General features: G+C 69.1%; 17 protein-coding genes. 7 read left to right on the forward strand and 10 right to left on the reverse strand.

All coding sequences use genetic code 11. From position 1 onward, the window contains the following. Positions 1–92 precede the first annotated feature (92 nt). The 5 genes from glgB to ACXYMW_RS05020 all read right to left on the reverse strand — a co-directional run bounded on the left by glgB (position 93) and on the right by ACXYMW_RS05020 (position 8270). Positions 93–2285, reverse strand: coding sequence for a 1,4-alpha-glucan branching protein GlgB (gene glgB / locus ACXYMW_RS05000; protein WP_459034198.1), 2193 nt, complete (start codon positions 2283–2285; stop codon positions 93–95). Between the two features lie 50 nt (positions 2286–2335). Further along, positions 2336–4735, reverse strand: coding sequence for a glycogen/starch/alpha-glucan phosphorylase (locus ACXYMW_RS05005; RefSeq protein WP_459034199.1), 2400 nt, complete (start codon positions 4733–4735; stop codon positions 2336–2338). A 168-nt stretch (positions 4736–4903) separates the two neighbouring features. Continuing rightward, positions 4904–5884 carry a glucokinase gene (locus tag ACXYMW_RS05010; RefSeq protein ID WP_459034200.1) on the reverse strand — a complete coding sequence of 327 codons (981 nt, stop codon included), beginning with the start codon at positions 5882–5884 and terminating at the stop codon, positions 4904–4906. After that, complete coding sequence (locus ACXYMW_RS05015) at positions 5881–7212, reverse strand: GH1 family beta-glucosidase (protein WP_459034201.1); 1332 nt, start codon at positions 7210–7212, stop codon at positions 5881–5883. Before ACXYMW_RS05015 ends, ACXYMW_RS05010 begins: the two co-directional genes overlap by 4 nt. Positions 7213–7220: 8 nt before the next feature. After that, on the reverse strand, positions 7221–8270 hold the full coding sequence (locus ACXYMW_RS05020) for a LacI family DNA-binding transcriptional regulator (protein ID WP_459034202.1): 1050 nt from the start codon (positions 8268–8270) through the stop codon (positions 7221–7223). Between the two features lie 245 nt (positions 8271–8515). Here ACXYMW_RS05020 and ACXYMW_RS05025 point away from each other — a divergent pair, with 245 nt between their 5' ends. The 5 genes from ACXYMW_RS05025 to ACXYMW_RS05045 all read left to right on the forward strand — a co-directional run bounded on the left by ACXYMW_RS05025 (position 8516) and on the right by ACXYMW_RS05045 (position 14987). Next, positions 8516–9868 carry an ABC transporter substrate-binding protein gene (locus ACXYMW_RS05025; protein WP_459034203.1) on the forward strand — a complete coding sequence of 451 codons (1353 nt, stop codon included), beginning with the start codon at positions 8516–8518 and terminating at the stop codon, positions 9866–9868. A gap of 82 nt (positions 9869–9950) precedes the next feature. Then, on the forward strand, positions 9951–10928 hold the full coding sequence (locus ACXYMW_RS05030; RefSeq protein WP_459034204.1) for a carbohydrate ABC transporter permease: 978 nt from the start codon (positions 9951–9953) through the stop codon (positions 10926–10928). Between the two features lie 13 nt (positions 10929–10941). After that, on the forward strand, positions 10942–12201 hold the full coding sequence (locus ACXYMW_RS05035; protein WP_459034205.1) for a carbohydrate ABC transporter permease: 1260 nt from the start codon (positions 10942–10944) through the stop codon (positions 12199–12201). An 11-nt stretch (positions 12202–12212) separates the two neighbouring features. Continuing rightward, positions 12213–13877, forward strand: coding sequence for an alpha-amylase family glycosyl hydrolase (locus ACXYMW_RS05040; protein ID WP_459034206.1), 1665 nt, complete (start codon positions 12213–12215; stop codon positions 13875–13877). A gap of 18 nt (positions 13878–13895) precedes the next feature. Next, positions 13896–14987 carry an ABC transporter ATP-binding protein gene (locus tag ACXYMW_RS05045; RefSeq protein WP_459034207.1) on the forward strand — a complete coding sequence of 364 codons (1092 nt, stop codon included), beginning with the start codon at positions 13896–13898 and terminating at the stop codon, positions 14985–14987. 18 nt (positions 14988–15005) lie between these two features. On the opposite strand, the gene ACXYMW_RS05050 is transcribed toward ACXYMW_RS05045, so the two are convergent. Then, positions 15006–16145 (reverse strand): CaiB/BaiF CoA transferase family protein, encoded by a 1140-nt coding sequence (locus ACXYMW_RS05050; RefSeq protein WP_459034208.1) that lies wholly within the window; start codon positions 16143–16145, stop codon positions 15006–15008. Between the two features lie 189 nt (positions 16146–16334). Here ACXYMW_RS05050 and prfB point away from each other — a divergent pair, with 189 nt between their 5' ends. Beyond that, positions 16335–17456 (forward strand): peptide chain release factor 2, encoded by a 1122-nt coding sequence (gene prfB, locus ACXYMW_RS05055; protein WP_459034209.1) that lies wholly within the window; start codon positions 16335–16337, stop codon positions 17454–17456. A gap of 18 nt (positions 17457–17474) precedes the next feature. Here the strand turns inward: prfB and ACXYMW_RS05060 are convergent, their stop codons facing one another. After that, positions 17475–18281, reverse strand: coding sequence for a helix-turn-helix domain-containing protein (locus ACXYMW_RS05060; RefSeq protein ID WP_459034210.1), 807 nt, complete (start codon positions 18279–18281; stop codon positions 17475–17477). A 242-nt stretch (positions 18282–18523) separates the two neighbouring features. On the opposite strand from ACXYMW_RS05060, the gene ACXYMW_RS05065 reads away from it, so the two are divergent. Continuing rightward, positions 18524–18817: a hypothetical protein gene (locus tag ACXYMW_RS05065; RefSeq protein ID WP_459034211.1), complete on the forward strand. Its 294-nt coding sequence runs from the start codon at positions 18524–18526 to the stop codon at positions 18815–18817. A 179-nt stretch (positions 18818–18996) separates the two neighbouring features. On the opposite strand, the gene ilvN is transcribed toward ACXYMW_RS05065, so the two are convergent. The 3 genes from ilvN to ACXYMW_RS05080 all read right to left on the reverse strand — a co-directional run bounded on the left by ilvN (position 18997) and on the right by ACXYMW_RS05080 (position 23400). Further along, positions 18997–19557 carry an acetolactate synthase small subunit gene (ilvN, locus tag ACXYMW_RS05070; RefSeq protein ID WP_459034212.1) on the reverse strand — a complete coding sequence of 187 codons (561 nt, stop codon included), beginning with the start codon at positions 19555–19557 and terminating at the stop codon, positions 18997–18999. Between the two features lie 70 nt (positions 19558–19627). After that, positions 19628–21382, reverse strand: a complete 1755-nt coding sequence (locus tag ACXYMW_RS05075) for an acetolactate synthase 3 large subunit (protein ID WP_459034213.1) — start codon at positions 21380–21382, stop codon at positions 19628–19630. A 392-nt stretch (positions 21383–21774) separates the two neighbouring features. Then, positions 21775–23400: a hypothetical protein gene (locus tag ACXYMW_RS05080; protein WP_459034214.1), complete on the reverse strand. Its 1626-nt coding sequence runs from the start codon at positions 23398–23400 to the stop codon at positions 21775–21777. Between the last annotated feature and the right edge of the window lie 251 nt (positions 23401–23651).

Genomic DNA, 23651 nt, shown 5'->3' on the forward strand with positions numbered 1-23651 from the left:
GGATGGTGTCGACATGTCTTCCTCCCGTTCCTCGTTCCGGCCGCGCATTCTGCGCCTGTTAGCGTTACCATGCCGTCCCGCCCCGGCATGTGCTAGTCCTTGACGAGATAGACCGCGGCCAGCGGCGGCAAGACCAGTTCGGCGGAAGCTGCCTGTCCGTGCAAGGGCTTGTCGGTCGTCGCCTCGACGCCGCCCATGTTGCCGCGGTCGCCGCCGCCGTAGATCCCCGCATCGGTGTTGAGCGCCTCGCGCCAGCGGCCCGGGCTTGGCAGGCCGAGCCGGTAGGCGGACTGCTCCACCGGGGTGAAGTTGACCGCCACCACCACCTCGGGGTCGTCCTTGCCGCCGCTGCGCCGGATCCAGGCAAAGACCGAACGGTCGGCGTCGCCGGGCTCGATCCACTGGAAGCCGCCCGGGTCGCAATCCAGCGCGTGCAGCGCCGGCTCGGCGCGGTAGAGCGTGTTGAGGTCGCGCACGAGGCGCTGCATGCCCTTGTGGTCGGGCCGTTCGAGGCAGCCCCAGTCCAGCTCCACGTCATGGTTCCATTCCCGGGCCTGGGCGAATTCCTGGCCCATGAACAGCAGCTTCTTGCCGGGATGGCCCCACATGAAGCCGTAATAGGCCCGCAGGTTGGCGAACTTCTCCCAGGTCGTGCCCGGCATCTTGCCCAGCATCGCGCCCTTGCCGTGCACCACCTCGTCGTGGCTGATCGGCAGGATGAAGTTCTCCGAGAAGGCGTAGTGCAGGCCGAAGGTCATCTGGTGGTGGTGGTGCTTGCGGTAGAGCGGGTCGGTCTTGATGTATTCGAGCGTGTCGTTCATCCAGCCCATGTTCCACTTGTAGCCGAAGCCCAGCCCGCCCTCGTGGACCGGCTGCGAGACCTTCGGGTAGGAGGTGGATTCCTCGGCCACCGTCATGATTCCGGGCGCGGCGCCGTAGGTCAGGGTGTTGACCGTCTGCAGAAGCTCGATGGCCTCGTAATTCTCCCGCCCGCCATGCTTGTTGGGCACCCATTCGCCCTCCTTGCGGGAATAGTCGCGGTAGAGCATCGAGGCCACGGCATCCACGCGCAGGCCGTCGGCGTGGTATTCCTCCAGCCAGTAGAGCGCGTTGGCGGTCAGGTAGTTGCGCACCTCGCGGCGGCCGTAATTGTAGATCAGCGTGTTCCAGTCCTGGTGGAAGCCCTCGCGCGGGTCGGCATGCTCGTAAAGCGCGGTGCCGTCGAACTGGCCGAGCCCGTGCGGATCGGTCGGGAAATGCCCCGGCACCCAGTCGAGGATGACGCCGATCCCGGCCGCATGCGCGGCGTTGACCAGGTCGCGGAACTCGTGCGGGGGGCCGTGCCGGACGGTCGGCGCGAACAGCCCCACCGGCTGGTAGCCCCAGGAGCCGTCAAAGGGATATTCGCTGATCGGCATCAGCTCGATATGGGTGAAGCCCATGTCGCGGACATACTCGACCAGCTCGGTGGCGGCCTCGACATAGGAGATGCGGCGGTTGCCGGCCTTGCGCCGCCAGGAGCCGAGATGCACCTCGTAGACCGAGACCGGCGCGGTGCGGCCGTTGCGGTCGGCGCGGATCTTCATCCACTCGTCGTCGGACCAGCCATAGCCCGAAATGTCCCGCACCATGGAGGCGTTCTCGGGCGGGTGCTGGCCGCCGAAGCCCACCGGGTCGGCCTTCAGCGGCTGGGCATGGCCGTGCGCGCCGATGATCTCGTACTTGTAGAGCGTGCCGTCGCCGAGACCGGGCAGGAACAGCTCCCAGACCCCGGTGGTGCCGCGCCGGCGCATGACGTGGCGCCGCCCGTCCCAGGCGTTGAACGGCCCGACCACCGAGACGCGGCGCGCATTCGGCGCCCAGACCGCGAAATGCGTGCCCCAGACGCCCTCATGCGTCATCACGTGGGCGCCGAGCGCCTGCCAGAGCCGGCGATGGGTGCCCTCGCCGAGGAGGTATTCGTCGATCTCGCCCAGCACCGGGGAGAAGCGGTAGACGTCCTCCATGTCCCAGCTGTCGCCGTCGGCGTCGGTGCCGCGCAGGCCGTAGGGCTCGGACCCGGGCACCGGGCCGTGGAAGATGCCGCGCAGCCCGGCAACGCGGGCGAGCGGATGCTCGGTGCTGCCGATCACCGCCAACAGCGTCTCGGCGTTCGGGTCGAAGGCGGTGACGTGCCGGATCCCGGCCACCTCGCGCGGGCCGAGAATGGCGAAGGGATCGTCGCAGGTGCCCTCGGCGATGCGCCTCAGGAGGTCGAACGGGAGGGGTGCGGTGTCATGTGCCATGAGCGCTAGCCTAGGCGCTCATGGCGGCGGATCAATAGCGTGGCGGCCTGTCAGGGACGGATCAGACTGTCGGCCGCCCAGATCTCGCGCATGTAATCGGTGATCGTCCGGTCCGAGGAGAACCAGCCCGACCGTGCGGTGTTGATCGCGGCCATCTGGGTCCAGCCGACGCTGTCGGTGAAGGCGTGGTCGACCTTGCGCTGGGTGCGCCAGTAATCGCTGAAGTCGGACGCCACGAGGAAATAGTCCGGCCCGGCGATGTTCTCGACGATGCCGCGGTAGCGCTCCGGTTCGTCGGGCGAGAAGGTGCCGTCGGCGATCGCCGCCAGGGCGCGGGCCAGCCGGGGATCGGCGGCGATGGCGCGGGCGGCGTGGTCGGGCAGCTTGCGCCGCGCCGTCACCTCCTCGGCGGTCATGCCGAAGAGGAAGAAGTTCTCCGCGCCCACATGGTCGCGGATTTCCACGTTGGCGCCGTCCAGCGTGCCGATGGTGGGCGCGCCGTTCAGGGCGAACTTCATGTTGCCGGTGCCCGACGCCTCCTTGCCGGCGGTGGAGATCTGCTCGGACAGGTCGGCGGCGGGGATCAGCCGTTCGGCCAGCGTGACGTTGTAGTTCGGCAGGAACACCACCTGCAGCAGGTCGCGGGTGACCTTGTCCTCGTTCAGCACCGTGCTGACATCGTTGATCAGCCGGATGATGTCCTTGGCAAAGAAGTAGCCCGGCGCCGCCTTTCCGGCGAAGATCTTCAGCCGCGGCGTCCAGCCGCCGGTCGGGTTGTCGCGGATCTCCTGCCACAGCGCCACCGCCTCGAGGATGTTGAGGTGCTGGCGCTTGTATTCGTGCATCCGCTTGATCTGGATGTCGAACATCATCTCGGGATCGACCGTCAGGCCCTGGGTCTCGGCGATCCACTGGGCCAGCTCGGCCTTGTTGGCGCGCTTGGCGGCGGAGAAGCGCTCGCGCCAGGCGGTGTCGATATGGCCCTCGAGCTCGGAGAGCTGCGACAGGTCGGCGACCCAGGCATCACCGATCGTGTCGGTGATCAGGTCGGACAGCCGCGGGTTGCAGGACAGCAGCCAGCGCCGCGGCGTGACGCCGTTGGTCTGGTTCAGGATGCGCTCGGGGTGCAGGCGGTGCAGGTCCTGGAACACGGTCTGCTTCATCAGCCCGGTATGCAGCGCCGAGACGCCGTTGACCCGGTTCGCCATGACGAAGGACAGCTCGCCCATGCGCACCTGGCCGGCGCCGCGCATCGACGACTTGCGGTCGGGATGGGCGCGGGCATGGGTGGCGTCGATGCGGTCGACGATCTGCAGATGGCGCGGCAGCAGCTTGCCGAAGACGCCCTCGTGCCAGCTTTCCAGCGCCTCGGGCAGCAGCGTGTGGTTGGTGTAGTTCAGGCAGCCGCGGGCGATCTCCATCGCCTCGTCGAAGGGCAGGCCGCGCTCGTCGTGGAGCAGGCGGATCAGCTCCGGTCCGGCGATCGCCGGATGGGTGTCATTGAGCTGGATCGCGACCTTGGAGGGCAGGGCGCGCAGGTCGTCGTGCTCCTGCCCGAAGCGGCGCAGGATGTCGCGCAGCGCCGCGGCGGTGAAGAAGAATTCCTGCTTCAGCCGCAGTTCCTTGCCCTGCTCGGTGGTGTCGTCGGGGTAGAGCACGCGGGAGATCGTGCGGGCCAGCGCCTCGGGCGCGGCGGCGCCGGCGAAATCGCCGCGGTTGAAGCTTTCGAGGTCGAACGGGTCGACCGCCTTGGCCGACCAGAGCCGCAGCGTGTTGACCCAGCGGTTCTGCCAGCCGGCGATCGGGGTGTCGAAGGCCTCGGCATCGACCATCTCCGCCGGCGTCCAGATCGCCCGGCCGGCGGTCTGGCTGACCTCGCCGCCGAAGCCGATGCGGTAGCGCAGTTCCGGACGTTCGAATTCCCAGGCATGGCGCTGCAGCAGCCAGGTCTCCGGGCTCTCCATCTGGCGGCCGTCCTGGAAGGATTGCCGGAACAGGCCGTGCTCGTAGCGGATGCCGTAGCCCATCGCCGGGCAGCCCAGCGTCGAGAGCGATTCCAGGAAGCAGGCGGCGAGCCGGCCGAGCCCGCCATTGCCGAGCGCCGCGTCGGGCTCGTCGGCCAGGACGGTGTCGTAGTCGAGCCCCAGCTCCTCGAGCGCGCCGCGCACCTGGTCGACCATGCGCAGATTGACGATGCCGTCCTCGAGCAGGCGGCCGATGAGGAATTCCATCGACAGGTAGTAGACCCGCTTGGCGCCCGCGGTACGGGCCCGGGCGAGCGAGTCGACCCAGACATCCACCATCCGGTCGCGCACCGCGAAGGACAGCGCCATGCGCCAATCCTCGATCTGCGCCGCGTCCGGGGTCTTGCCGAAGCTGTAGCGCAGATGCGCCAGCAGCGCGGTTCCGAAATCGGTGGCGGTGGCGGTCGAGCGGTTGGCGATATTCATGACAGATCTCCGGAGGGAGGGGCCGGGCATCCGGGTTAAGGCCATCAAACCCCCTTGCCGCGTCTTGGCAAGGCAGGGGCCGCCAAAAAAGCCGTTATGTGACGCAACGACCGCGCGCTGCCCGATCCGCGTGCGGCCCCGGGGCGCAGGCGGCCGGCGTCGCGCAGCCTAGCGGGCGGCGGTGAGGATTTCATGAAGATGTGCGGCCGATCCGGTCAGCGCCGCGTAATCGTCGGTGACGAGGTGGACGGGAAACTGCGCCATGAAGTCGGTGAACCGGCCCTTGTCGCAAAACGCGTCGGCAAAGCCCATCTCGGCCAGCCACGGGCCGAAATGCCGCGCCACGCCGCCGCAGAGATAGATGCCGCCGAAGGGCAGGGTGATCAGGGCGAGGTTGCCCGAGACCCGGCCCAGCATCCGGGTGAACATCGCCACGCTGCGCCGGGCGCGGTCGTCGCCGGCCTCCGCGGCGGCCATGATCTCGCCCGCGGGGAGCGGGTCGCCGGCGCCGTCTTCCGCGCAGAGCCAGGCATGGACGCGCTCGAAGCCGCGCCCCGAGAGCACGTCCTCGACCCCCGGCTGGCCATGGTTGAGGGCGATGAAGTCCTTCAGCCGCAATTCCTCGGCCGATTGCAGCGGCAGGGTGATGTGGCCGGATTCCGAGGGCGGCACCAGCGTCTGGCCGTTCAGCCGGAAGACCGGCGCGGCGTTCATGCCGGTGCCCACCCCGATCACCAGCCGGGCCGCCTGCGGCGAGGCCGGCTGGCCGGGCATCACCAGGGTCAGCGCCGCGGGGTCGAGCGCATCGAGCGCGTGACCCTGGGCCGACAGGTCGTTGAGCACCGCCACCGTGGCGGCGCCGGTGGCGCGGGCGACCGCGCCGCGCTCCACCACCCAGTCGAGATTGGTCAGCCGCCCGACACCGTCGCGCACCGGCCCGGCCATCGCCACGCAGGCCGCCGCGGGGCGGGCGCCGGTCTCCGCCAGGTAGCGCTCCAGCACCTCGGCCAGGGCGCCGAACTCCGCGTTGCGGTAGCGCCGGATGGTCTCGGTCTCGACCCGGTCGCCGCGGGCCAGCGCCACGCGGGTATTGGTGCCGCCGAGATCGGCGACCAGGGCCAGGGGGGCGAGCGGGGCGGTGTCGGTCATGCAGCGTCTCCCAGGGCGGCGGCGAGCGCATGCCAGGAGGCTTTCGGCCGGCGCTCGAGCGTGTCGAAATCCACGTGCACCAGGCCGAAGCGCTTCTCGTAGCCCAGCGCCCATTCGTAATTGTCGAGCAGCGACCAGATGAAGTAGCCCTGCACCGGAACCCCCTCGGCGACGGCGCGGCGCACCGCGTCCAGGTGATCGTCGAGAAACGCGGTGCGGTGGGAATCGTTCACCCGGCCGTCGGGCTCCAGCCGGTCGGGCGCGGCCATGCCGTTCTCGGTGACGTAGAGCGGCAGGTCGCCGGTATACTCCGCGGCGGTGCGCTTGAGGAAGCGGTAGAGGCCCTCGGGGTAGATCTCCCAGTCCATGAAGGTCTTGGGCAGCGGCCCCTCGACCTCTGCCAGCGCCGGCCAGGGGCCGGGCGCCGGGGCGATCACCTTGCGGGTGTAGTAGTTCAGCCCGACCCAGTCGAGCGGCGCGCCGATCACCGCGAAATCGTCCTCGTAACCCGTCGGCAGATGCGGCGCGAAGCCGTCCAGCACCGCCTCGGGATAGGCGCCGCGGAAGATGCCGTCGAGGAAGAAGCGGTTGTAATAGGCGTCGAAGGTGGCGGCGGCGCGGGCGGCCTCCGGTCCGGCATCGGCGGGTTCGGGCCATTCCATGTTGAACACGCCGCCGAGATTGCCGATCCCCATGGCGCGCATCGCGGCGATCGACTGGCCATGCGCCAGCAGCACGTGGTGCATGGCCCGCGCGGTGGCGCGGATGTCGCGCAGGCCGGGCGCGTGCAGGCCGAGGAAATGGCTCATCCAGCCGACGCACCAGGGTTCGTTGATCGGCGCCACCGAGAACACCCGGTCGCCGAGACGGCGCATCACCACCTCGGTGAAATCCGCGAACCAGTGGGCGATGTCGCGGTTGGTCCAGCCGCCGCGATCGGCCAGCGCCGAGGGCAGTTCCCAGTGGTAGAGCGTGGCGCAGGGCTTGAGGCCGCGCGCCAGCGCCGCGTCGACCAGCCGGTCGTAGAAGTCGAGTCCCTCGGCGTTCACCGCCCCCGTGCCCTCGGGCAGCACCCGCGCCCAGGAGGTCGAGAAGCGGTAGGCGTCGAGCCCGGCGCCCCGGACGAGGTCCAGATCGGTCTCGACGCGGTGGTAATGGTCGCAGGCCCGCGCCCCGGTCTCGGCCCGCACCACGTTGCCCGGCGTGGCGGCGAAGCTGTCCCAATGCGTCGGCCCGGCGCCGCCGAAGGCGTGGCCCTCGATCTGGTAGGCGGAGGTGGCGGTGCCGAAGAGGAAGCCCTCGGGCAGGTCGGAGCGGCGGGTGCGCATCGGCTCTCCTATCGCAGCGCGGGCTCGGGGGCGGGGGCGCGCGCGGGGCCGGTGGACTGGCCCAGTATCAGCTCCGCTTCCATCAGGGTTTGCAGCGGTGCGCAAGCCGGGTCGTCGATCAGCCGGAGCAGCATCGCGGCGGCGCGGCGCCCGGCCTCGCGCACCGAGGAGCGGGTGGCGGTGAAGAGCGGCACCTCCTGCCGGTTCCGCAGGTAGCCCAGGTCGTCGTCATGGCTGATCACCGAAACGTCGCGCCCGATTTCCAGCCCGGCTTCGCGCAGCGCCCGCGCCACGCCGAGCGCGGTCACCATGGAGGAGACCAGGAAGGCGCTGGGCGGTGCGGGCTGCGCCAGCATCTCGCGGGCGGAGGCGTGGCCCAGCGCCTCGCTCATCTCGCCGGCGCGGATCAGCGCCGGATCGGCGGCGATGCCGTGGCGGGCCAGGGCGCCGGCATAGCCGTCGCGGCGGCGATGCGCGTAATCCATGCCGTCGGGCCCGTTGACCAGCGCGATGCGGCGATGGCCGAGCCCGATCAGCAGCTCGGTGGCGCGGTCGAAGGCGCGGCGGTTGTTCATGTCGATCCAGGAATAGGGCGCGCTGACATCCGAGGCGCGGCCATGCACCACGAAGGGCAGGCCGAGGCCGTTGAGCAGGTCGATGCGGCCGTCCGACAGCATTGGGCCGTGCACCAGGATGCCGTCGACATTGGCCTTGGCGCGGATGCGGCGGTAATGGTCCTCCTGATCGGCATCGTCGATCAGCGACAGGACCAGCTCGTAGCCCGCCTCGCGGTAGGTTTCCGAGGCGCCGGTGATGAAATCGCCGAAGACCGGGTTCACCATCTCGTATTTCTTCGAGGTCGGAATGACGTGGCCGATCGCCATGGCCCGCCCGGTGGCGAGCCCCCGGGCGCGCAGATTCGGGGTGTAGTTGAACTTGCGCGCCGCCGCCTCGACCCGGAGCCGGGTTTCCTCCTTGACCTCCGGGTAGCCGTTGAGCGCCCGGCTGACCGTGGTCTGCGACAGGTTCAGATGCGCCGCGAGCTCCTTGAGATTCATGTCCGGCCCTTCAAAGCGCTTTCAATCGGTCGGCATTCTGGCGCAAAGCGTTGGCGCGGAAAAGGGCTTTCTGACCCCCGGGCGGATCCGGAAAACCCGAAAACTTCCGTTGGCTTCCCTCGGAAACCCATTGACGTCGCCGCCCCGGCCTGAGAATGCTTGCGAAAGCCAAAGCGCTTTGGGTGTGTCAGCGCATCTGCGGGCGTCTATCTGGTGAAACCAGCGATCCAGGGAGGATGTGAGGAATGAGACGGAGTTTGACGGCAAGCGCGGCCACGCTGGCCCTGCTCACCGGGGCCGCCGCGGCGCAGGAGTTGATGACGCCGGTGGGCGAGGGCGACTACACCTGGGACGGGTTCCAGGATTTCGCCGACGCGCATGACCTCTCGGGGGAGACGCTGACCATTTCCGGGCCGTGGACCGGCAAGGAGAAGGAGAAGGTCGACAAGGTGTTGGAATACTTCACCGAGGCGACCGGCGCCGCGGTGGAATATTCAGGCTCCGACAGCTTCGAGCAGGACATCGTCATCTCCGCGCGTTCCGGCTCGGCGCCCAACCTCGCGGTGTTCCCGCAGCCCGGCCTGCTGGCCGACATGGCGAGCCAGGGCCTGCTGACGCCGGTGCCCGACGATCTCGGGCAATGGGTGGCCGAGAACTACGCCGCGGGCGAGAGCCTGGTCGACCTCGCCACCTATCCCGGCGAGGACGGCGAGGAGGATCTCTTCGGCATGTTCTGGCGCATCGATGTGAAGTCGCTGGTCTGGTACAACCCGATCACCTTCGACGAGTTCGGCTTCGACGTGCCCGAGAGCATGGAGGAGCTGAAGGAACTGACCGAGGAGATGGCCGACGAGGGCATCACGCCGTGGTGCATCGGCCTGGGCTCGGGCGCCGCGACCGGCTGGCCCGCGACCGACTGGGTCGAGGACATGATGCTCCGCCTGCACACGCCGGAGGTCTACGACCAGTGGGTCGCCAACGAGATCCCGTTCGACGATCCGCAGGTGATCGCGGCGATCGAGGAATTCGGCTGGTACGCCCGCAACGAGGACTTCGTCTCGGGCGGCGCCCAGAACGCGGCCACCACCGATTTCCGCGACAGCCCGGCGGGCCTGTTCACGATCCCGCCGGAATGCGCCATGCACCGGCAGGCCTCGTTCATTCCGGCCTTCTTCCCCGAAGATGCGGAGCTGGGCGAGAATATCGACTTCTTCTACCTGCCGGCCTTCGAGGAGAAGGATCTGGGCACGCCGCTGCTGGGCGCCGGCACGGTGGTCGGGATCACCAATCCCTCCGATGCCGCCAACGTCTTCCTCGAATTCCTCAAGCTGCCGGTGGTGCACGAGCTGTGGATGACCCAGGGCGCCTTCCTGACCGCGCATAACGGCGTCAACATCGACCTCTATGCCGACGACGCGCTGAAGCGGCAGGGCGAGATCCTGCAGGACGCCACGGTGTTCCGCTTCGACGCTTCCGACCTGATGCCGTCGGAGATCGGCGCCGGCGCGTTCTGGAGCGGCATGGTCGATTACGTCACCGGCAGCGAGGCCGCCGACGTCGCGGCGCAGATCCAGCAGCGCTGGGATTCGCTGAACTGATCCCGAGGGGCGGCCCGCGCCGGGCCGCCCCCGCCCCGCGACGGGCGCCGTCAGAGCGCCGCGCCAGCACCCGGAGGGACAGATGCCACCGCTCTTGCAAGGCTTCGTGACGATCGTGATCGGCGTCGGCGGCTGCGCGCTGTATTTCTACGCCTCGAACTGGGTGCTGGACCGGCTGATCTTCCCCGCCCGCAACGACGATCACGGCCGCAACGTGGCCCGCGCCACCTCGGTCCGGCCCTGGCTGTTCCTGTTCCCGGCGATCTTCTTTCTCGGGCTCTACCTCGTCTACCCGGTCGTGGGCTCCTTCATCCGGTCGCTCTACAACCGGTCGGGGGCGCAGTTCGTGGGGCTCGAGAACTACCTGCAGATGTTCGCCGAGGAAGGCTTCCGCACCGCCCTCTTCAACAACGTGCTGTGGGTGATCTTCGTGCCCGCGGCCTCGACCTTCTTCGGGCTTTTGGTGGCGCAGCTCACCGACCGGCTGAAATGGGGCTCGATCGCCAAGTCGATGATCTTCATGCCGATGGCGATTTCCTTCGTCGGCGCGTCGCTGATCTGGAAGTTCGTCTACGCCAACACGCCCGAGATCGGCATCATCAACGCCACCCGCGACTATTTCGGCATGGACCCGGTGGACGTGCTGCAGATCCCGTTCTGGAACAACTTCTTCATCATGTTCATCATGGTCTGGATGCAGACCGGCTTCGCCATGGTGATCCTGTCGGCGGCGCTGCGCGGCATCCCCGAGGAAACGGTCGAGGCGGCGATCATCGACGGCGCCAACCCGTTCCAGATCTTCTTCAAGATCAAGGTGCCGCAGATCATGCCCACCATCGTCGTGGTCTGGACCACGATCACCATCCTGGTGCTCAAGGTGTTCGACATCGTCTACGCCATGACCGGCGGCAACTTCGATACCGAGATCCTGCCCAGCTACATGATGGATTACATGTTCCGCGACGACGGGCGCGCCACCGCGGTGGCCTTCGTGATCATGGTCATCGTCACCCCCGTGATGGTCTGGAACATCGTCCAGGCCCGCCGGGAAATGCGCTGAGGGAGGCGGAGCAATGGACAATATCGCCGGCCAGAAAAGCGGCCTTTCCATCGTCACCAACATCAGCGTCATCCTGCTGGTGCTGGTCTGGCTGATCCCCACCGTCGGGCTGCTGGTGTCGTCGTTCCGAGAACGCGCGCAGATCTCCGAAAGCGGCTGGTGGCGCGCGCCGTTCCCGGTGGAGCAGGCCTTCCGCATCTCGCCCGCCGCCGACGGCGCGGTGCAGGAGGGCGATCTCTGGGTGCTCGAGGGCAACCTCTTCGGCCCCGAGGGCTCGGGCCGGGTCTCGGCCTTCGGCATGACCTCGCGCGATCCCGGCGCCGCCGAGCCGGGCATGACCTATGCCCGCTACGAGGTCGCGATCCTCGAGGATCGCGAGCCCGACGACACCCGCATCGAGATCGCCCACCCGGCCGACGCGGCCCCGGACTTCCCCGAAACCGACGAGGACGGCAACGAGATCCTCGCCGATCCGGCCCCGGTGCTCGACCGGGCGCTGACGGTGATGGAGAACGGCGATTTCCGCTATGTCGACGTGGACGAGATCGACCGCGCGCCCTCGGTCTACATCACCGCGGCGCAGCCGCCGGAATTCACGCTCGACAATTACGAGACCATCCTGGCCTCGGACAACATGGACCGGGCCTTCATCAACACCCTGACGGTGGCGATCCCGGCCACCATCATCCCGATCCTGGTCGCCGCCTTCGCGGCCTACGCGCTGGCCTGGATGGACTTTTCGGGCCGCGGCCTGCTGATCGCCTGCGTCGTGGGCCTTCTGGTGGTGCCGCTGCAGATCGCCCTGGTGCCGCTCCTGACGCTGCACAACGCGGTCGGCATCGGGCAGAGCTTCCTCGGCGTCTGGCTGGCGCATACCGCCTTCGGCATGCCGCTGGCGATCTACCTGCTGCGCAACTACATGATCGGCCTGCCGCGCGACATCATCGAGTGCGCCAAGGTCGACGGCGCCACCGACTTCCAGATTTTCACCCGCATCGTGCTCCCGCTCAGCTTCCCCGCTTTGGCCAGCTTCTCGATCTTCCAGTTCCTGTGGACCTGGAACGACCTGCTGGTGGCCAAGGTCTTCCTGCCCGCCAATTCCGAATCCTGGGTCATGACGGTGAAGATCGCCGACGATCTGCTGGGCTCGCGCGGGGGCGATTGGGGCATCCTCGCGGCCGCCGCCTTCGTGTCGATCGCGGTGCCGCTGGCGGTGTTCTTCGCGATGCAACGCTACCTCGTGCGCGGCCTGCTGGCCGGGTCCGTGAAGTAGAGAGGAACCACATGAACAAACCGGCGGAATTCCAACAGCCCCCCGAGGCCGGGGCCGATGTCCAGTGGTGGCGCGGCGCGGTGATCTACCAGATCTATCCGCGCAGCTTCCAGGACAGCAACGGCGACGGCATCGGCGACCTCCTGGGCGTGGCCCAGCGCCTGCCGCATGTCGCCTCGCTGGGGGTCGACGCCATCTGGATCTCGCCCTTCTTCACCTCGCCGATGAAGGATTTCGGCTACGACGTCTCGGATTACTGTGACGTCGACCCGATGTTCGGCACGCTGGCGGATTTCGACATCCTGATCTCCACCGCGCATCGTCTGGGGCTCAAGGTCTTCATCGACCTGGTGCTGTCGCACACCTCCGAGGAGCATCCCTGGTTCAAGCTGTCGCGCAGCTCCAAGGACAACGAGAAGGCCAACTGGTATGTCTGGGCCGACGCCAAGCCCGACGGCACGCCGCCCAACAACTGGCTGTCGATCTTCGGCGGCTCGGCCTGGCAATGGGACGGCACCCGCTGCCAGTACTACATGCACAACTTCCTGACCGAGCAGCCGGATCTGAACTTCCACGAACCGCAGGTCCAGGAGGCGCTGCTGAAGATCGCCCGGTTCTGGCTCGGCCGCGGCGTCGACGGCTTCCGGCTCGACACGATCAACTTCTACGTCCACGACGCGCTGCTGCGCGACAACCCGCCGCTCGCCCCGGAGGAGCGCAACCCGATCACCGCGCCGGCGGTCAACCCCTATACCTGGCAGAACCACCTTTACGACAAGACCCAGCCGGAGAACCTCGAATTCCTGCGCAAGCTGCGCAGCCTGATGAACGAGTACAACGCCGCCGCGGTGGGCGAGGTCGGCGAGGATCTGCGCGGGCTCGAGGTGCTGGGCGAATATACCGGCGGCGACGACAAGATTCACATGAGCTATGCCTTCGAGCTGCTCTCCGACCACATGCCGACAGCGCATTACATCGCCACCGTGTTCGACCAGGTGGAGGCGGTGGCGGCCCAGGGCTGGGCCTGCTGGGCGTTTTCCAACCACGACGTGCCGCGCCACATCTCGCGCTGGAACCTGACCGAGGCCGGGGCGCGCTGCTTCACCACCCTGATGATGTGCCTGCGCGGCTCCTGCTGCATCTACCAGGGCGAGGAACTGGCGCTGCCCGAGGCCGAGATCGCCTTCGAGGATCTGCAGGACCCTTACGGCAAGAAGTTCTGGCCCTCCTTCAAGGGCCGCGACGGCTGCCGCACGCCGATGGTCTGGGAGCCGACCAACCAGAATGGCGGCTTCACCTCAGGCCGGCCCTGGCTGCCGGTCAGCCACGAGCACCTGAACCGTGCGGTCTCGACCCAGGAGCAGGACCCGGCGGCGATCCTGCATCATTACCGCCGCGCCATCGGCTTCCGCCACGCCCACGAGGCGCTGCGCACCGGGGCGCAGAACGGCATGCGGGCCGAGGGCGACGTGCTGATCTTCCACCGCTCGAAGGACGAGGAGGAGATCTTCTGCGCCTTCAACCTGAGCGGCGATCCCGGCCTGATCGACCTGCCGGCGGGCGCCTGGCGTCAGATCGGCGTGGAGCTCGGCTCCACCGGGCCGGCGCCCGACGGCAAGCTGCATCTCGGCCCGTGGCAGCCGGCGCTGCTGCTGCGGACCGGCGAGCATCACTGAAGGGGAGGGAGCCTCGCGATGGCCAATCTGAAACTGACCGGCGTCGAGAAGACCTATGGCGGGGCCGTGGAGGTCCTCAAGGACATCAATCTCGACATCCGGCAGGGGGAACTGGTGGTCTTCGTCGGGCCCTCGGGCTGCGGCAAGTCGACCCTTTTGCGAATGATCGCGGGGCTGGAGAAGATCACCGGCGGCACGCTGGAGATCGACGGCCAGGTGGTCAACGAGGTGCCCCCCGCGCAGCGCGGCATCGCCATGGTGTTCCAGTCCTACGCGCTCTACCCGCACATGACGGTGCGCGACAACATGAGCTTCGCCCTGAAGCTCGCCAAGAAGTCGAAGCAGGAGATCGACGCCGCGGTCACCAAGGCGGCGCGCATCCTGCAGCTCGAGCCCTATCTCGACCGCCTGCCCAAGGCGCTGTCGGGCGGCCAGCGCCAGCGCGTGGCGATCGGCCGCTCGATCGTGCGCGATCCCAAGGTCTATCTCTTCGACGAGCCGCTCTCGAACCTCGACGCGGCGCTTCGCGTGGCGACCCGGATCGAGATCGCGCAGCTCAAGGAATCGATGCCCGACAGCACCATGATCTACGTCACCCACGACCAGATCGAGGCGATGACGCTGGCCAGCCGCATCGTCGTGCTGGCCAACAAGGGCATCGCCCAGGTCGGCGCGCCGCTCGAGCTCTACGAGCGGCCGAACAGCGAGTTCGTGGCGCAGTTCATCGGCTCGCCGGCGATGAACCTGCTGCCGGGCCGGGTGGTCGAGACCGGGGCGCGCACGGTGGTGGAGATGGCGGGCGGCGGCCGGGCGGTCTCGACGGTGCCGACCGGGGCGGAGGATATGGGGCTGACGGTGAATGTCGGGGTGCGGCCCGAAGACTTCATCGAATGCGGCCCCGAGGAGCCGCATATCTACGAGGGCCGCGTCGACATCACCGAGGCGCTGGGCGAGGTCACGCTGCTCTATTTCGAGGCCGCCGGCGGCGAGCCGGTGATCGGCAAGCTGCCGGGCGTGCATGCCGACCTGCGCGGCCGTTCGGTGCGCATGGGAGCGGCGCCGGAGAAGGTGCACCTGTTCTCCGAGGGCCGGTCGCTGCTCTACCGCTGAGCGCCGGCGGCGCCGGGGCTACTTGCCATGCGCCGCCGAGGCGCCGTTCAGCCAGTGCAGGATCTCGCCGCGATTGCCGTCGAGATCCGGGGCGGCGCCGCGCGCCGTGCGGTCGGTGGCGTCCGAGAGCTTGATCGGGTTGCCCGCCGCCTTGAAGGCCTGGCGGCCGTTGCGGTCGAGCACGTCGACGATCATGTTGCGCGCCGCCAGCTGCGGGTCGCGCAGCACCGCGGCCCGCGACTGCACCGGCGCCACCGGGATGCCTGCCGCCTCGAGCAGCGCGATCCAGTGCGCCCGCGGCTTCTCGAGTGTCACCGTCTCGATGTGACGCGTCAGCAGGCGGGCATTGCGGCAGCGCGACGGGTTGTCGGCAAAGCGCGGATCGTCGCTCAGCGGCAGCGACAGGGTCATGCAGAGCTTCTCGAACAGGCGGTCGTTGCTGGCCGCCAGAGCGAAGCGGCCATCGGCGGCCTCGACCAGCCCGGAGGGGGCGCAGGAGGGGTGGCCGGCCGGCGGCAGGTCCGGCCCCTCGGCGGCGCCGAGCCAGGCCACGGCGTGATCGGCCACCGCCAGCTGCGCATCCAGCAGCGCCACGTCGACATGGCGTCCGGGCCCGCCGCGGGCGCGGTCGAAGAGCGCCGCGAGCACCCCCTGGGCCAGGAACAGCGCCCCCGCCATGCCGGTGCCGCCGGTCCCGGTGGCGGCATCGGCCAGCGCGCCGGAGCGGGCGCGGGCGGTGACCTCGCAGCCCGGCCGGCGCGCCGCCGGCCCGGTCTGGCCATGCGCCGAGAGCGAGCCGAGGATCAGGTGCGGATGGTCGCGGTGCAGCCGGCTCCAGCCGTAGCCGAGCCGCTCCAGAACGCCCGGGCGGAAGCTTTCGAGCAGCACGTCGGCGCGCCCGATTAGGCCCTCGAGGATGGCGCAATCGGCGGCCGCGCGCAGGTCGAGCGCGATCGACGACTTGGAGTGGTTGAGCGCCGCGAAATAGGCGCTGCGGCCGTCCTTCACCGGCAGGGTCTGGCGCGCCGGGTCGCCGGTGCCGGGGCGTTCGACCTTGATTACGCGGGCGCCGAGATCGGCGAGGGTCAGCGCGGCGAAGGGGCCCACCGTGTCGCGCGTCAGGTCGAGCACGGTGACGCCGGAGAGGGTTTGGGTCATGCGGCCTCCCGACCGAATGTGTGGACTGCTCGCCCTAAGGGTGAGCGCACTCGGGGCCGGTCTCGCAAGCTCAATCTGCCGTCCCGGCCCGCGCCGCCGCATTCCGTGCGGATCCGTGTCCCGGGCGCGACTTGCCGCTTCGCGGCGGCTCTAGTATCACACCCGCCAGTCGAAAGGGCAGGTTGGATCATGCGGGCCGAAATCGAGAACATCGTCGAACGGATCGAGAAATCGCTGGACCTGCTGGGCCAGCGGCTGAACTGGGAGACCGCCCAGCACCGGCTCGAGGAATTCAACGCGCGGGTCGAGGATCCGAATCTGTGGAACGACCCCGCGGCGGCGCAGAAGCTGATGCGCGAACGCCAGATGCTGGTCGACCAGATGGAGACCTACCGGACGATCAAGCAGGATCTCTCCGACCAGGTCGAGCTGATCGAGCTCGGCGAGGCGGAGGGCGACGACGAGGTCGTCACCGAGGCCGAGGAGGCGCTTAAGGCGCTGGCCGGGACCGCGGCGACCAAGGAGCTCGAGGCGCTGCTCGACGGCGAGGCCGACGGCAACGACACCTTCCTCGAGATCAATGCCGGCGCCGGCGGCACCGAGGCCTGCGACTGGGCGCAGATGCTGCAGCGCATGTATGTCCGCTGGGCCGAGAAGAAGGGCTACGAGGTCGAGCTGCAATCCGAGGAACCGGGATCGGAAGCCGGCATCAAGTCGGTCTCCTACAAGATCTCCGGCCCCAACGCCTATGGCTGGCTGAAGACCGAGAGCGGCGTGCACCGATTGGTGCGGATCTCGCCCTTCGGCAAGGGCACGCGCGAGACCTCGTTTGCCAGCGTCTGGGTCTACCCGGTGGTCGACGACAACATCGACATCGAAGTCAACCCGGCCGATATCCGCATCGACACCTACCGCTCCTCGGGGGCCGGCGGCCAGCACGTCAACACCACCGACTCGGCGGTGCGGATCACCCACCACCCGACCGGCATCGTCGTGACCTCGTCGGAGAAGTCGCAGCACCAGAACCGCGACATCGCCATGAAGGCGCTGAAATCCCGGCTCTACCAGCTCGAGCTCGACCGCCGGCATGCCGAGATCAACGCCCAGCACGAGGCCAAGGGCGAGGCCGGCTGGGGCAACCAGATCCGCTCCTACGTGCTGCAGCCCTACCAGATGGTGAAGGATCTGCGCACCTCGGTGGAGACCTCGGACACCCAGGGCGTGCTCGACGGTGCGCTCGACCAGTTCATGGCGGCGACGCTGGCGCTCAAGGTCTCGGGCAAGAGCCGGGCCGACGCCCAGGCCGAGTGAGGCGCCGGGCGCCGGGCCTCAGCTCTCGACGGTCTCGGTCTTGAGCTGGGTGCGGTGGAACACCGGCAGCGCCTCGGCGCTGCACAGCCCGGTCTCGCGAGCCGCGCCGCGGACCCGGTCGCCACGGCGGCCGAGATATTCGTAGACCAGCCGGGTGACGCGGTGGCCGGAGGCCGATTCCGGCACCGTGCGGGTGACGTAGCCGACCCAGTAATTGTTCTCGAAGGACGGCACCCGCGACAGGAAGTTGAACGAGATGGTGAGCGCGTCGCGCCGGCTGACCAGCGCCGCGATGCCGGATTCCTGGGGCATCAGGAAGCCGCGGAACTCGCGGTTGCGCGGCGTCGGGGCCAGATCCTGCTGGCGCATCGCTTCCTTGGCCTCGTAGCCGCGGATGAAGGCGTAGCCGTCGCGGCGGTAGACGTAGACCAGCCCGCGCAGGTAGCGGTCGGGGGCGACGAAGCTCCGGCGCGAGAACCGGTAGAAGCCGGAGGGGAACTGGCTTTCGTCGAGCACCACCGAGCCGGCGCCGACGAATTCGGCGATCTCGGGATGGTGCAGCAGGTCCACCGACGTGGCGCGCAGCTTCTCCACCGGCTCGAGGAGAATGCGCGCATCGACGTCGAAATACCGGCAGATGCGGTAGAGCACGTCGGGGCGGGGGAAGCTCTCGCCGGCGCGGTAGCGGTTGAACTGGGTGCGGTTGATGCCCAGTTCGCGGCACAGCGCCGAGATCGATTCCGCCGAAGCTGCGAGCAATTGCAGGTTCGCTCCGAGCATGTCGCGCAGCTCGGCCGGGCTGCGCTCGTCAGCCATCATCCTCATCGGCGTTCTCCCCGAAACCCCATTCGGAACCATGAAACCCACTCGGTGCCGCGACGCCCCCGTTTCGACGCTGATCGGCGTCATGCCTGACGCGGTACCGCTTCAATTAAGCCCCCGTTCCGGCACAAAATGCAACCCCGCTGTTACAGGCGGCCGCCTGACTTGGCTCCCGCCGGCTCCGTAGACTGACCACGTGGCACAGGTCGGTACGGGTTGGATGTTTGGGTTGAGGGGTGCCTGGAATGGCGAAATCTCTCCTGCTTGGGGTTGTCATCTGGTGCGATGATGCGGATGGCCGCGCGGTCATCTGGTGCGACGACCATGGCGATCTTGCATATCTCGGCGCCAGTCCGCCGCTTTGCGGAACGCGCCCGACGCTGGCGCCGGGCGATCTGGTGCGGTTCCAGCTGCGCGAGGAACGCGCGCCGCGCCGGGTGATCGATCCGGAACTGGTGGAACCGGCGGGCTTTCCCGACCTGCCGGCGCGGCTGGCGCGGGTCCGCCCGGCCCCCGCCGGCACCCGGCGCAGCGCCTAGCCGTCGCAGCGCGGCGGCAACTCTCTCACAGACCGGAGCGCGCGCCCGGCGCGCGCCATGCCAGGCTCGGTCGCGCGCCCGCCATACAGGCAGAACGCGCGGTCCCGCCGGGGAGCCGCGCGCTCGTGCAGTGTGGTGGTTCGGGGCCCGGGGCAGCGCCCCGCGGGACGCGCCAGCGCTCAGGCGCCGCGGGCCAGCGCCGCGACGCCGGTCCGGGCGATCTCCTTCAGACCCAGCGGGCGCATCAGGTCGGCGAAGGCATCGACCTTTTCCGGCGTGCCGGTGATCTGGAAGACGAAGCTCTCGAGCGTCGAATCCACCGCCTGGGCGCGGAAGATGTCGGCCAGGCGCAGCGCCTCGACGCGCTTCTCGCCGCTGCCCTCGACGCGCAGCAGCGCCAGTTCGCGCTCCACCGACGGGCCTTCGGCGGTGAGGTCGTGCACGTCGTGCACCGGGATCATCCGCCCGAGCTGCGCCTTGATCTGCTCGATCACCTGGGGCGTGCCGGTGGTGACGATGGTGATGCGGCTGAGATGGCCCTGGTGGTCGACCTCGGCCACGGTGAGGCTCTCGATGTTGTAGCCGCGCCCCGAGAACAGCCCGATGACCCGCGCCAGCACCCCGGCCTCGTTGTCCACCAGCACCGCCAGCGTGTGGGTCTCGAGATTCTCCGAGAAGGTCGGGCGGAGATTGTAGGCCGAGTGTTTCGTCGAGCCCTTCTTGATGTTGAGTGCGTTCATCGCGTCGTGGTTCCTGAAATTCTGTTCGGGCAGGGCGGAGAGGGGGCGCGGCGGACCGCGCCCGGGGCGCTCAGACCAGCACCGCGCCGCCCGACTTGATGGCGTCCTTGGTCGAGGCCTCGCCGAGCAGCATCTTGTTGTGCGGCTCGCCCGACGGGATCATCGGGAAGCAGTTCTCGTGCTTCTCCACGAGACAGTCGAAGATCACCGGGCCGTCATAGGCCAGCATCTCGGCAATCGCGTCGTCGAGATCGGCGGGATCGTCGCACTTGATGCCCTTGGCGCCGAACGCCTCGGCGAGCTTGACGAAATCTGGCAGGGCCTCGGACCAGGAATGCGAATAGCGCTCGCCGTGCAGCAGCTCCTGCCATTGCCGCACCATGCCCAGCCGCTCGTTGTTGAGGATGAACTGCTTGACCGGCAGGCGGTACTGGATGGCGGTGCCCATCTCCTGCATGTTCATCAGCCACGACGCCTCGCCGGCGACGTTGATCACCAGCGCCTCGGGATGCGCCACCTGCACCCCGATCGAGGCCGGGAAGCCGTAGCCCATGGTGCCCAAGCCCCCGGAGGTCATCCAGCGGTTCGGATCCTCGAAGCCGAGATACTGCGCCGCCCACATCTGGTGCTGGCCGACCTCGGTGCAGATGTAGCGGTCGCGGCCCTTGGTCAGCGCCTCGAGCCGGGCCACGGCGTGCTGCGGCTTGATCGCGCCTTCCGAAGGCTTGAACTTCAGGCAGTCGGTCTTCTTCCAGTCCTCGATCTGCGCCCACCAGCGCTGCAGGCCCTCGCGGTTGACCTTGCGGCCGCGCGCCTTCCAGACCTTCAGCACGTCCTCGAGGATGTGGCCGACATCGCCCAGAAGCGGGATGTCGGCGCGCACCACCTTGTTGATCGAGGAGGGGTCGATGTCGATATGCGCCTTGGTCGACCGCGGCGAGAAGGCGTCGATGCGGCCGGTGATGCGGTCGTCGAAGCGGGCGCCGACGTTGATCATCAGGTCGCAGCCATGCATCGCGAGGTTGGCCTCGTAGAGCCCGTGCATGCCCAGCATGCCGAGCCAGCTGCGGCCCGAGGCCGGATAGGCGCCGAGCCCCATCAGCGTCGAGGTGATCGGAATGCCGGTGGCGTCCACCAGTTCGCGCAGCAGCTGGCTCGCCGCCGGGCCGGAATTGATCACGCCGCCGCCGGTGTAGAAGACCGGCCGCTCGGCGGTCTCCAGCGCCTCGACGAGACGGGTGATCATCTCCATGTCGCCCTTCACCTTGGGCTGGTAGCGCGCGGTCTTGGCGCGCGCCTTGGGCTGGTACTCGGCCGAGGCGAACTGCACGTCCTTGGGGATGTCGACCAGCACCGGGCCGGGCCGGCCCGACGTGGCGACGTGGAAGGCCTCGTGGATAGTCGCGGAGAGCGATCCGGTATCCTTGACCAGCCAGTTGTGCTTGGTGCAGGGCCGGGTGATGCCGACCGTGTCGGCCTCCTGGAAGCCGTCCGAGCCGATCATGAAGGTCGGGACCTGGCCGGTCAGGACGACCAGCGGGATCGAATCCATCAGCGCGTCGGTGATGCCGGTCACCGCATTGGTGGCGCCGGGGCCGGAGGTGACCAGCACGACGCCCGGCTTGCCGGTGGCGCGGGCATAGCCCTCGGCGGCATGCACCGCGGCCTGTTCGTGACGCACGAGGATGTGGCGGATGTCGTTCTGCTGGAAGATCTCGTCGTAGATCGGAAGCACCGCGCCGCCGGGATAGCCGAAGATCACCTCGACGCCCTGATCCCTGAGGGCCTGCACCACCATCTTCGCTCCGGTCATCGCCTTGGTCATCTCATCCGCTCCGTTTCAGGCGTCGTTCGCGGCATCTGGGCATCCCGCCGCGCACAAAAAAGCCCCCGAGGGTCGGTCGGGGGCGCATCGGTCCGATCAGGGGTCCGTCACCGGCCCATGCGCCACAGCCTTACATCAATTACGATAAGAGGGAACATGGACCTAACCTTTCCGTGCCATCCGTGCATACGACCGTGCTCCGGGGGCGTCAACCACGATTTGCGCGAAAAGATGTGCGCAGGGGTGGGTTTTCTTTCCATTTGTTGCGCGCGACGGGTGCGATGCGAGGAATCCGGAAATCCGCGCGCGCCGTTGCCGGCCCGGGGGCGATGCGATTCGGATGCGCCGTGCGTCGCGCCCGCGCCCGGTGCTATTCGCGCCCGCGCCCGGTGCTAGTCGGGCGCGGTGACGCGGAGCGGCAGCCGGGCGATGACGCGGTCGTCGCGGCCGAGATGGTAGCGCAGTTCGTACGCGCCGGGGATGTCCGGGGCGCGCAGCACCAGCGGGCTGTCCTGGCTGGTATAGACCGCGCGCATGGTCTCGCCGTCCGGCGCCCCGGCGCCGACCAGGCCGAGATAGTCGCGGCGGTAATCCGGGCCCTCCCAGGTCACCGCGAAGGGCGCACCGGCCGCCACCTCCGCCGGCGCCTCGAGCCGGGCGGCGACCGGGGCGAGGGTGATCGTCCGCCGCGCCAGGACCGCCTCGCCGGCGCCCGAGGCGACGTAGCGCAGCTCCCAGTCGCCCGGTTCGGTGGGCATGTCGACGATCAGCGGCGTGCCCTCGCGGGCCGGCCGGAAGACCGCGTAATCCTCGGCGTCGGGCCGCGCCACGGCGATGTAGTCGCCGTCGTAGCCCGGCCCCTCCCAGGCCACCGCCACCGGCGCCCCGGCGGCGGCCTCGGACACCGCGGACAGTTGCGCGGTGACCGCCGCGACCTCCAGCGGCCGGCGCGCCAGCACCGCCTTTTCCGGCCCCATCAGGTAGCGCAGCTCGTGCGGCCCGGCGGCCAGCGGCGCCGGCAGGCGGGCCGGCGAGCCCTGGCTGGCCGGCACCTCCGAGACCACCAGGCCGGAGCCGGGATCGACCACCGCGATGCGGTCCTCGGGATAGGCCGGGCCGTCCCAGCCGACCCGCAGCTCGGCCCCCGCGGGAATGCGGTCGGGCGCGTCGAGCATGGCCTCGACCGGCAGCACCTCGACCGGGCGGGTGGCGAGCACCTTGCGGTCCTGTGCCATGACATAGCGCAGCTCGTAGGTCCCGGGCTCCGCCGGCATGCGCAGCAGCGCCGGGCTGCCGGTCCGGGTGTAGACATAGGCCAGGTAATCCGCCGCCCCGGGACGCGCCACGGCAAGGTAGTCGTTGGGATAATCCGGCCCGGTCCAGACCAGCGGCAGCAGGGCGCCGGCATCGGCGTCTTCCTCGGCGGTCAGGCTCGCCGTCACCGCGCCGACCTCGATCGCGTGCCGGGCCAGCACCGTGCCGTCATCGCCGCGGCGGTAGCGGATCTCGTAGCGCCCGGCCTCCGATGGCAGGCGCAGCGCGAGCGGGCTGCCGTCGGCGGCATAGGTATAGGCCAGGTCGCGCTGGTTTCCGGGCAGACCGACGGCCACGTAATCGCCCCGGGCGCCGGGCCCGCTCCAGGTGACCGGGATCGTGGCCCCGGCCGTGCCGCGGCCGGCGGCCTCCAGCGTCACCTCGGGCTGCGGCGCGGGCAGCGCCAGGGCAAGGTCGCGCGGACGGTCGGGGCGCAGGATCACGTCGGCGCGGGCGCCGGCGCCGTCGGGGCGCGTGACCTCGACGCTGTAGCGCCCGGGCGGCAGGTCCCGCGCCAGCCGGGCGCCGCCGCGGGTCTCGTAGACCACGCCGCCCTCGTCGCTGATCCGCCAGTCGAGCGGCGCCTCGGCGGCCGGGCCGTTTTCCGACAGCGTGGCGCGCAGGCGCAGCTCCACCGGCTCCGCATCCTCCTGGGCCGAGACCGGCAGCGCGTACAGGGCGAGGGCGAACAACAGGCGGCGCATGCGGGGTCTCCGGTTCCGGGCGTGTCGCCCCACTAACTAGCATCGCGGCCCCGTCGCCAAGTCCCCGCCACCACTCCCCGGGGCGGCCGGAGCGCCTGCGACCGATGCGCCATTCCCGGCATCGCCCATGGCAGGACGCGGCCGGGCTTCCTATATGCCGGGCCACGGGGTTCGCCGCTGCCGGGCGGGGCGGATGCCGCAGACCGATGGCGAGGCTCCGCCGGTGACAGCGGGTTCGCGTTTCGTTCGCG

This window comes from Roseivivax sp. CAU 1761, from assembly GCF_054482755.1.

What these genes read in the sequence shown, in the direction of transcription:
- glgB (WP_459034198.1), bottom strand. Translation starts at nt 2,285, where the DNA reads ATGGCACATGACACCGCACCCCTCCCGTTCGACCTCCTGAGGCGCATC.
- ACXYMW_RS05005 (WP_459034199.1), bottom strand. Translation starts at nt 4,735, where the DNA reads ATGAATATCGCCAACCGCTCGACCGCCACCGCCACCGATTTCGGAACC.
- ACXYMW_RS05010 (WP_459034200.1), bottom strand. Translation starts at nt 5,884, where the DNA reads ATGACCGACACCGCCCCGCTCGCCCCCCTGGCCCTGGTCGCCGATCTC.
- ACXYMW_RS05015 (WP_459034201.1), bottom strand. Translation starts at nt 7,212, where the DNA reads ATGCGCACCCGCCGCTCCGACCTGCCCGAGGGCTTCCTCTTCGGCACC.
- ACXYMW_RS05020 (WP_459034202.1), bottom strand. Translation starts at nt 8,270, where the DNA reads ATGAATCTCAAGGAGCTCGCGGCGCATCTGAACCTGTCGCAGACCACG.
- ACXYMW_RS05025 (WP_459034203.1), top strand. Translation starts at nt 8,516, where the DNA reads ATGAGACGGAGTTTGACGGCAAGCGCGGCCACGCTGGCCCTGCTCACC.
- ACXYMW_RS05030 (WP_459034204.1), top strand. Translation starts at nt 9,951, where the DNA reads ATGCCACCGCTCTTGCAAGGCTTCGTGACGATCGTGATCGGCGTCGGC.
- ACXYMW_RS05035 (WP_459034205.1), top strand. Translation starts at nt 10,942, where the DNA reads ATGGACAATATCGCCGGCCAGAAAAGCGGCCTTTCCATCGTCACCAAC.
- ACXYMW_RS05040 (WP_459034206.1), top strand. Translation starts at nt 12,213, where the DNA reads ATGAACAAACCGGCGGAATTCCAACAGCCCCCCGAGGCCGGGGCCGAT.
- ACXYMW_RS05045 (WP_459034207.1), top strand. Translation starts at nt 13,896, where the DNA reads ATGGCCAATCTGAAACTGACCGGCGTCGAGAAGACCTATGGCGGGGCC.
- ACXYMW_RS05050 (WP_459034208.1), bottom strand. Translation starts at nt 16,145, where the DNA reads ATGACCCAAACCCTCTCCGGCGTCACCGTGCTCGACCTGACGCGCGAC.
- prfB (WP_459034209.1), top strand. Translation starts at nt 16,335, where the DNA reads ATGCGGGCCGAAATCGAGAACATCGTCGAACGGATCGAGAAATCGCTG.
- ACXYMW_RS05060 (WP_459034210.1), bottom strand. Translation starts at nt 18,281, where the DNA reads ATGAGGATGATGGCTGACGAGCGCAGCCCGGCCGAGCTGCGCGACATG.
- ACXYMW_RS05065 (WP_459034211.1), top strand. Translation starts at nt 18,524, where the DNA reads ATGGCGAAATCTCTCCTGCTTGGGGTTGTCATCTGGTGCGATGATGCG.
- ilvN (WP_459034212.1), bottom strand. Translation starts at nt 19,557, where the DNA reads ATGAACGCACTCAACATCAAGAAGGGCTCGACGAAACACTCGGCCTAC.
- ACXYMW_RS05075 (WP_459034213.1), bottom strand. Translation starts at nt 21,382, where the DNA reads ATGACCAAGGCGATGACCGGAGCGAAGATGGTGGTGCAGGCCCTCAGG.
- ACXYMW_RS05080 (WP_459034214.1), bottom strand. Translation starts at nt 23,400, where the DNA reads ATGCGCCGCCTGTTGTTCGCCCTCGCCCTGTACGCGCTGCCGGTCTCG.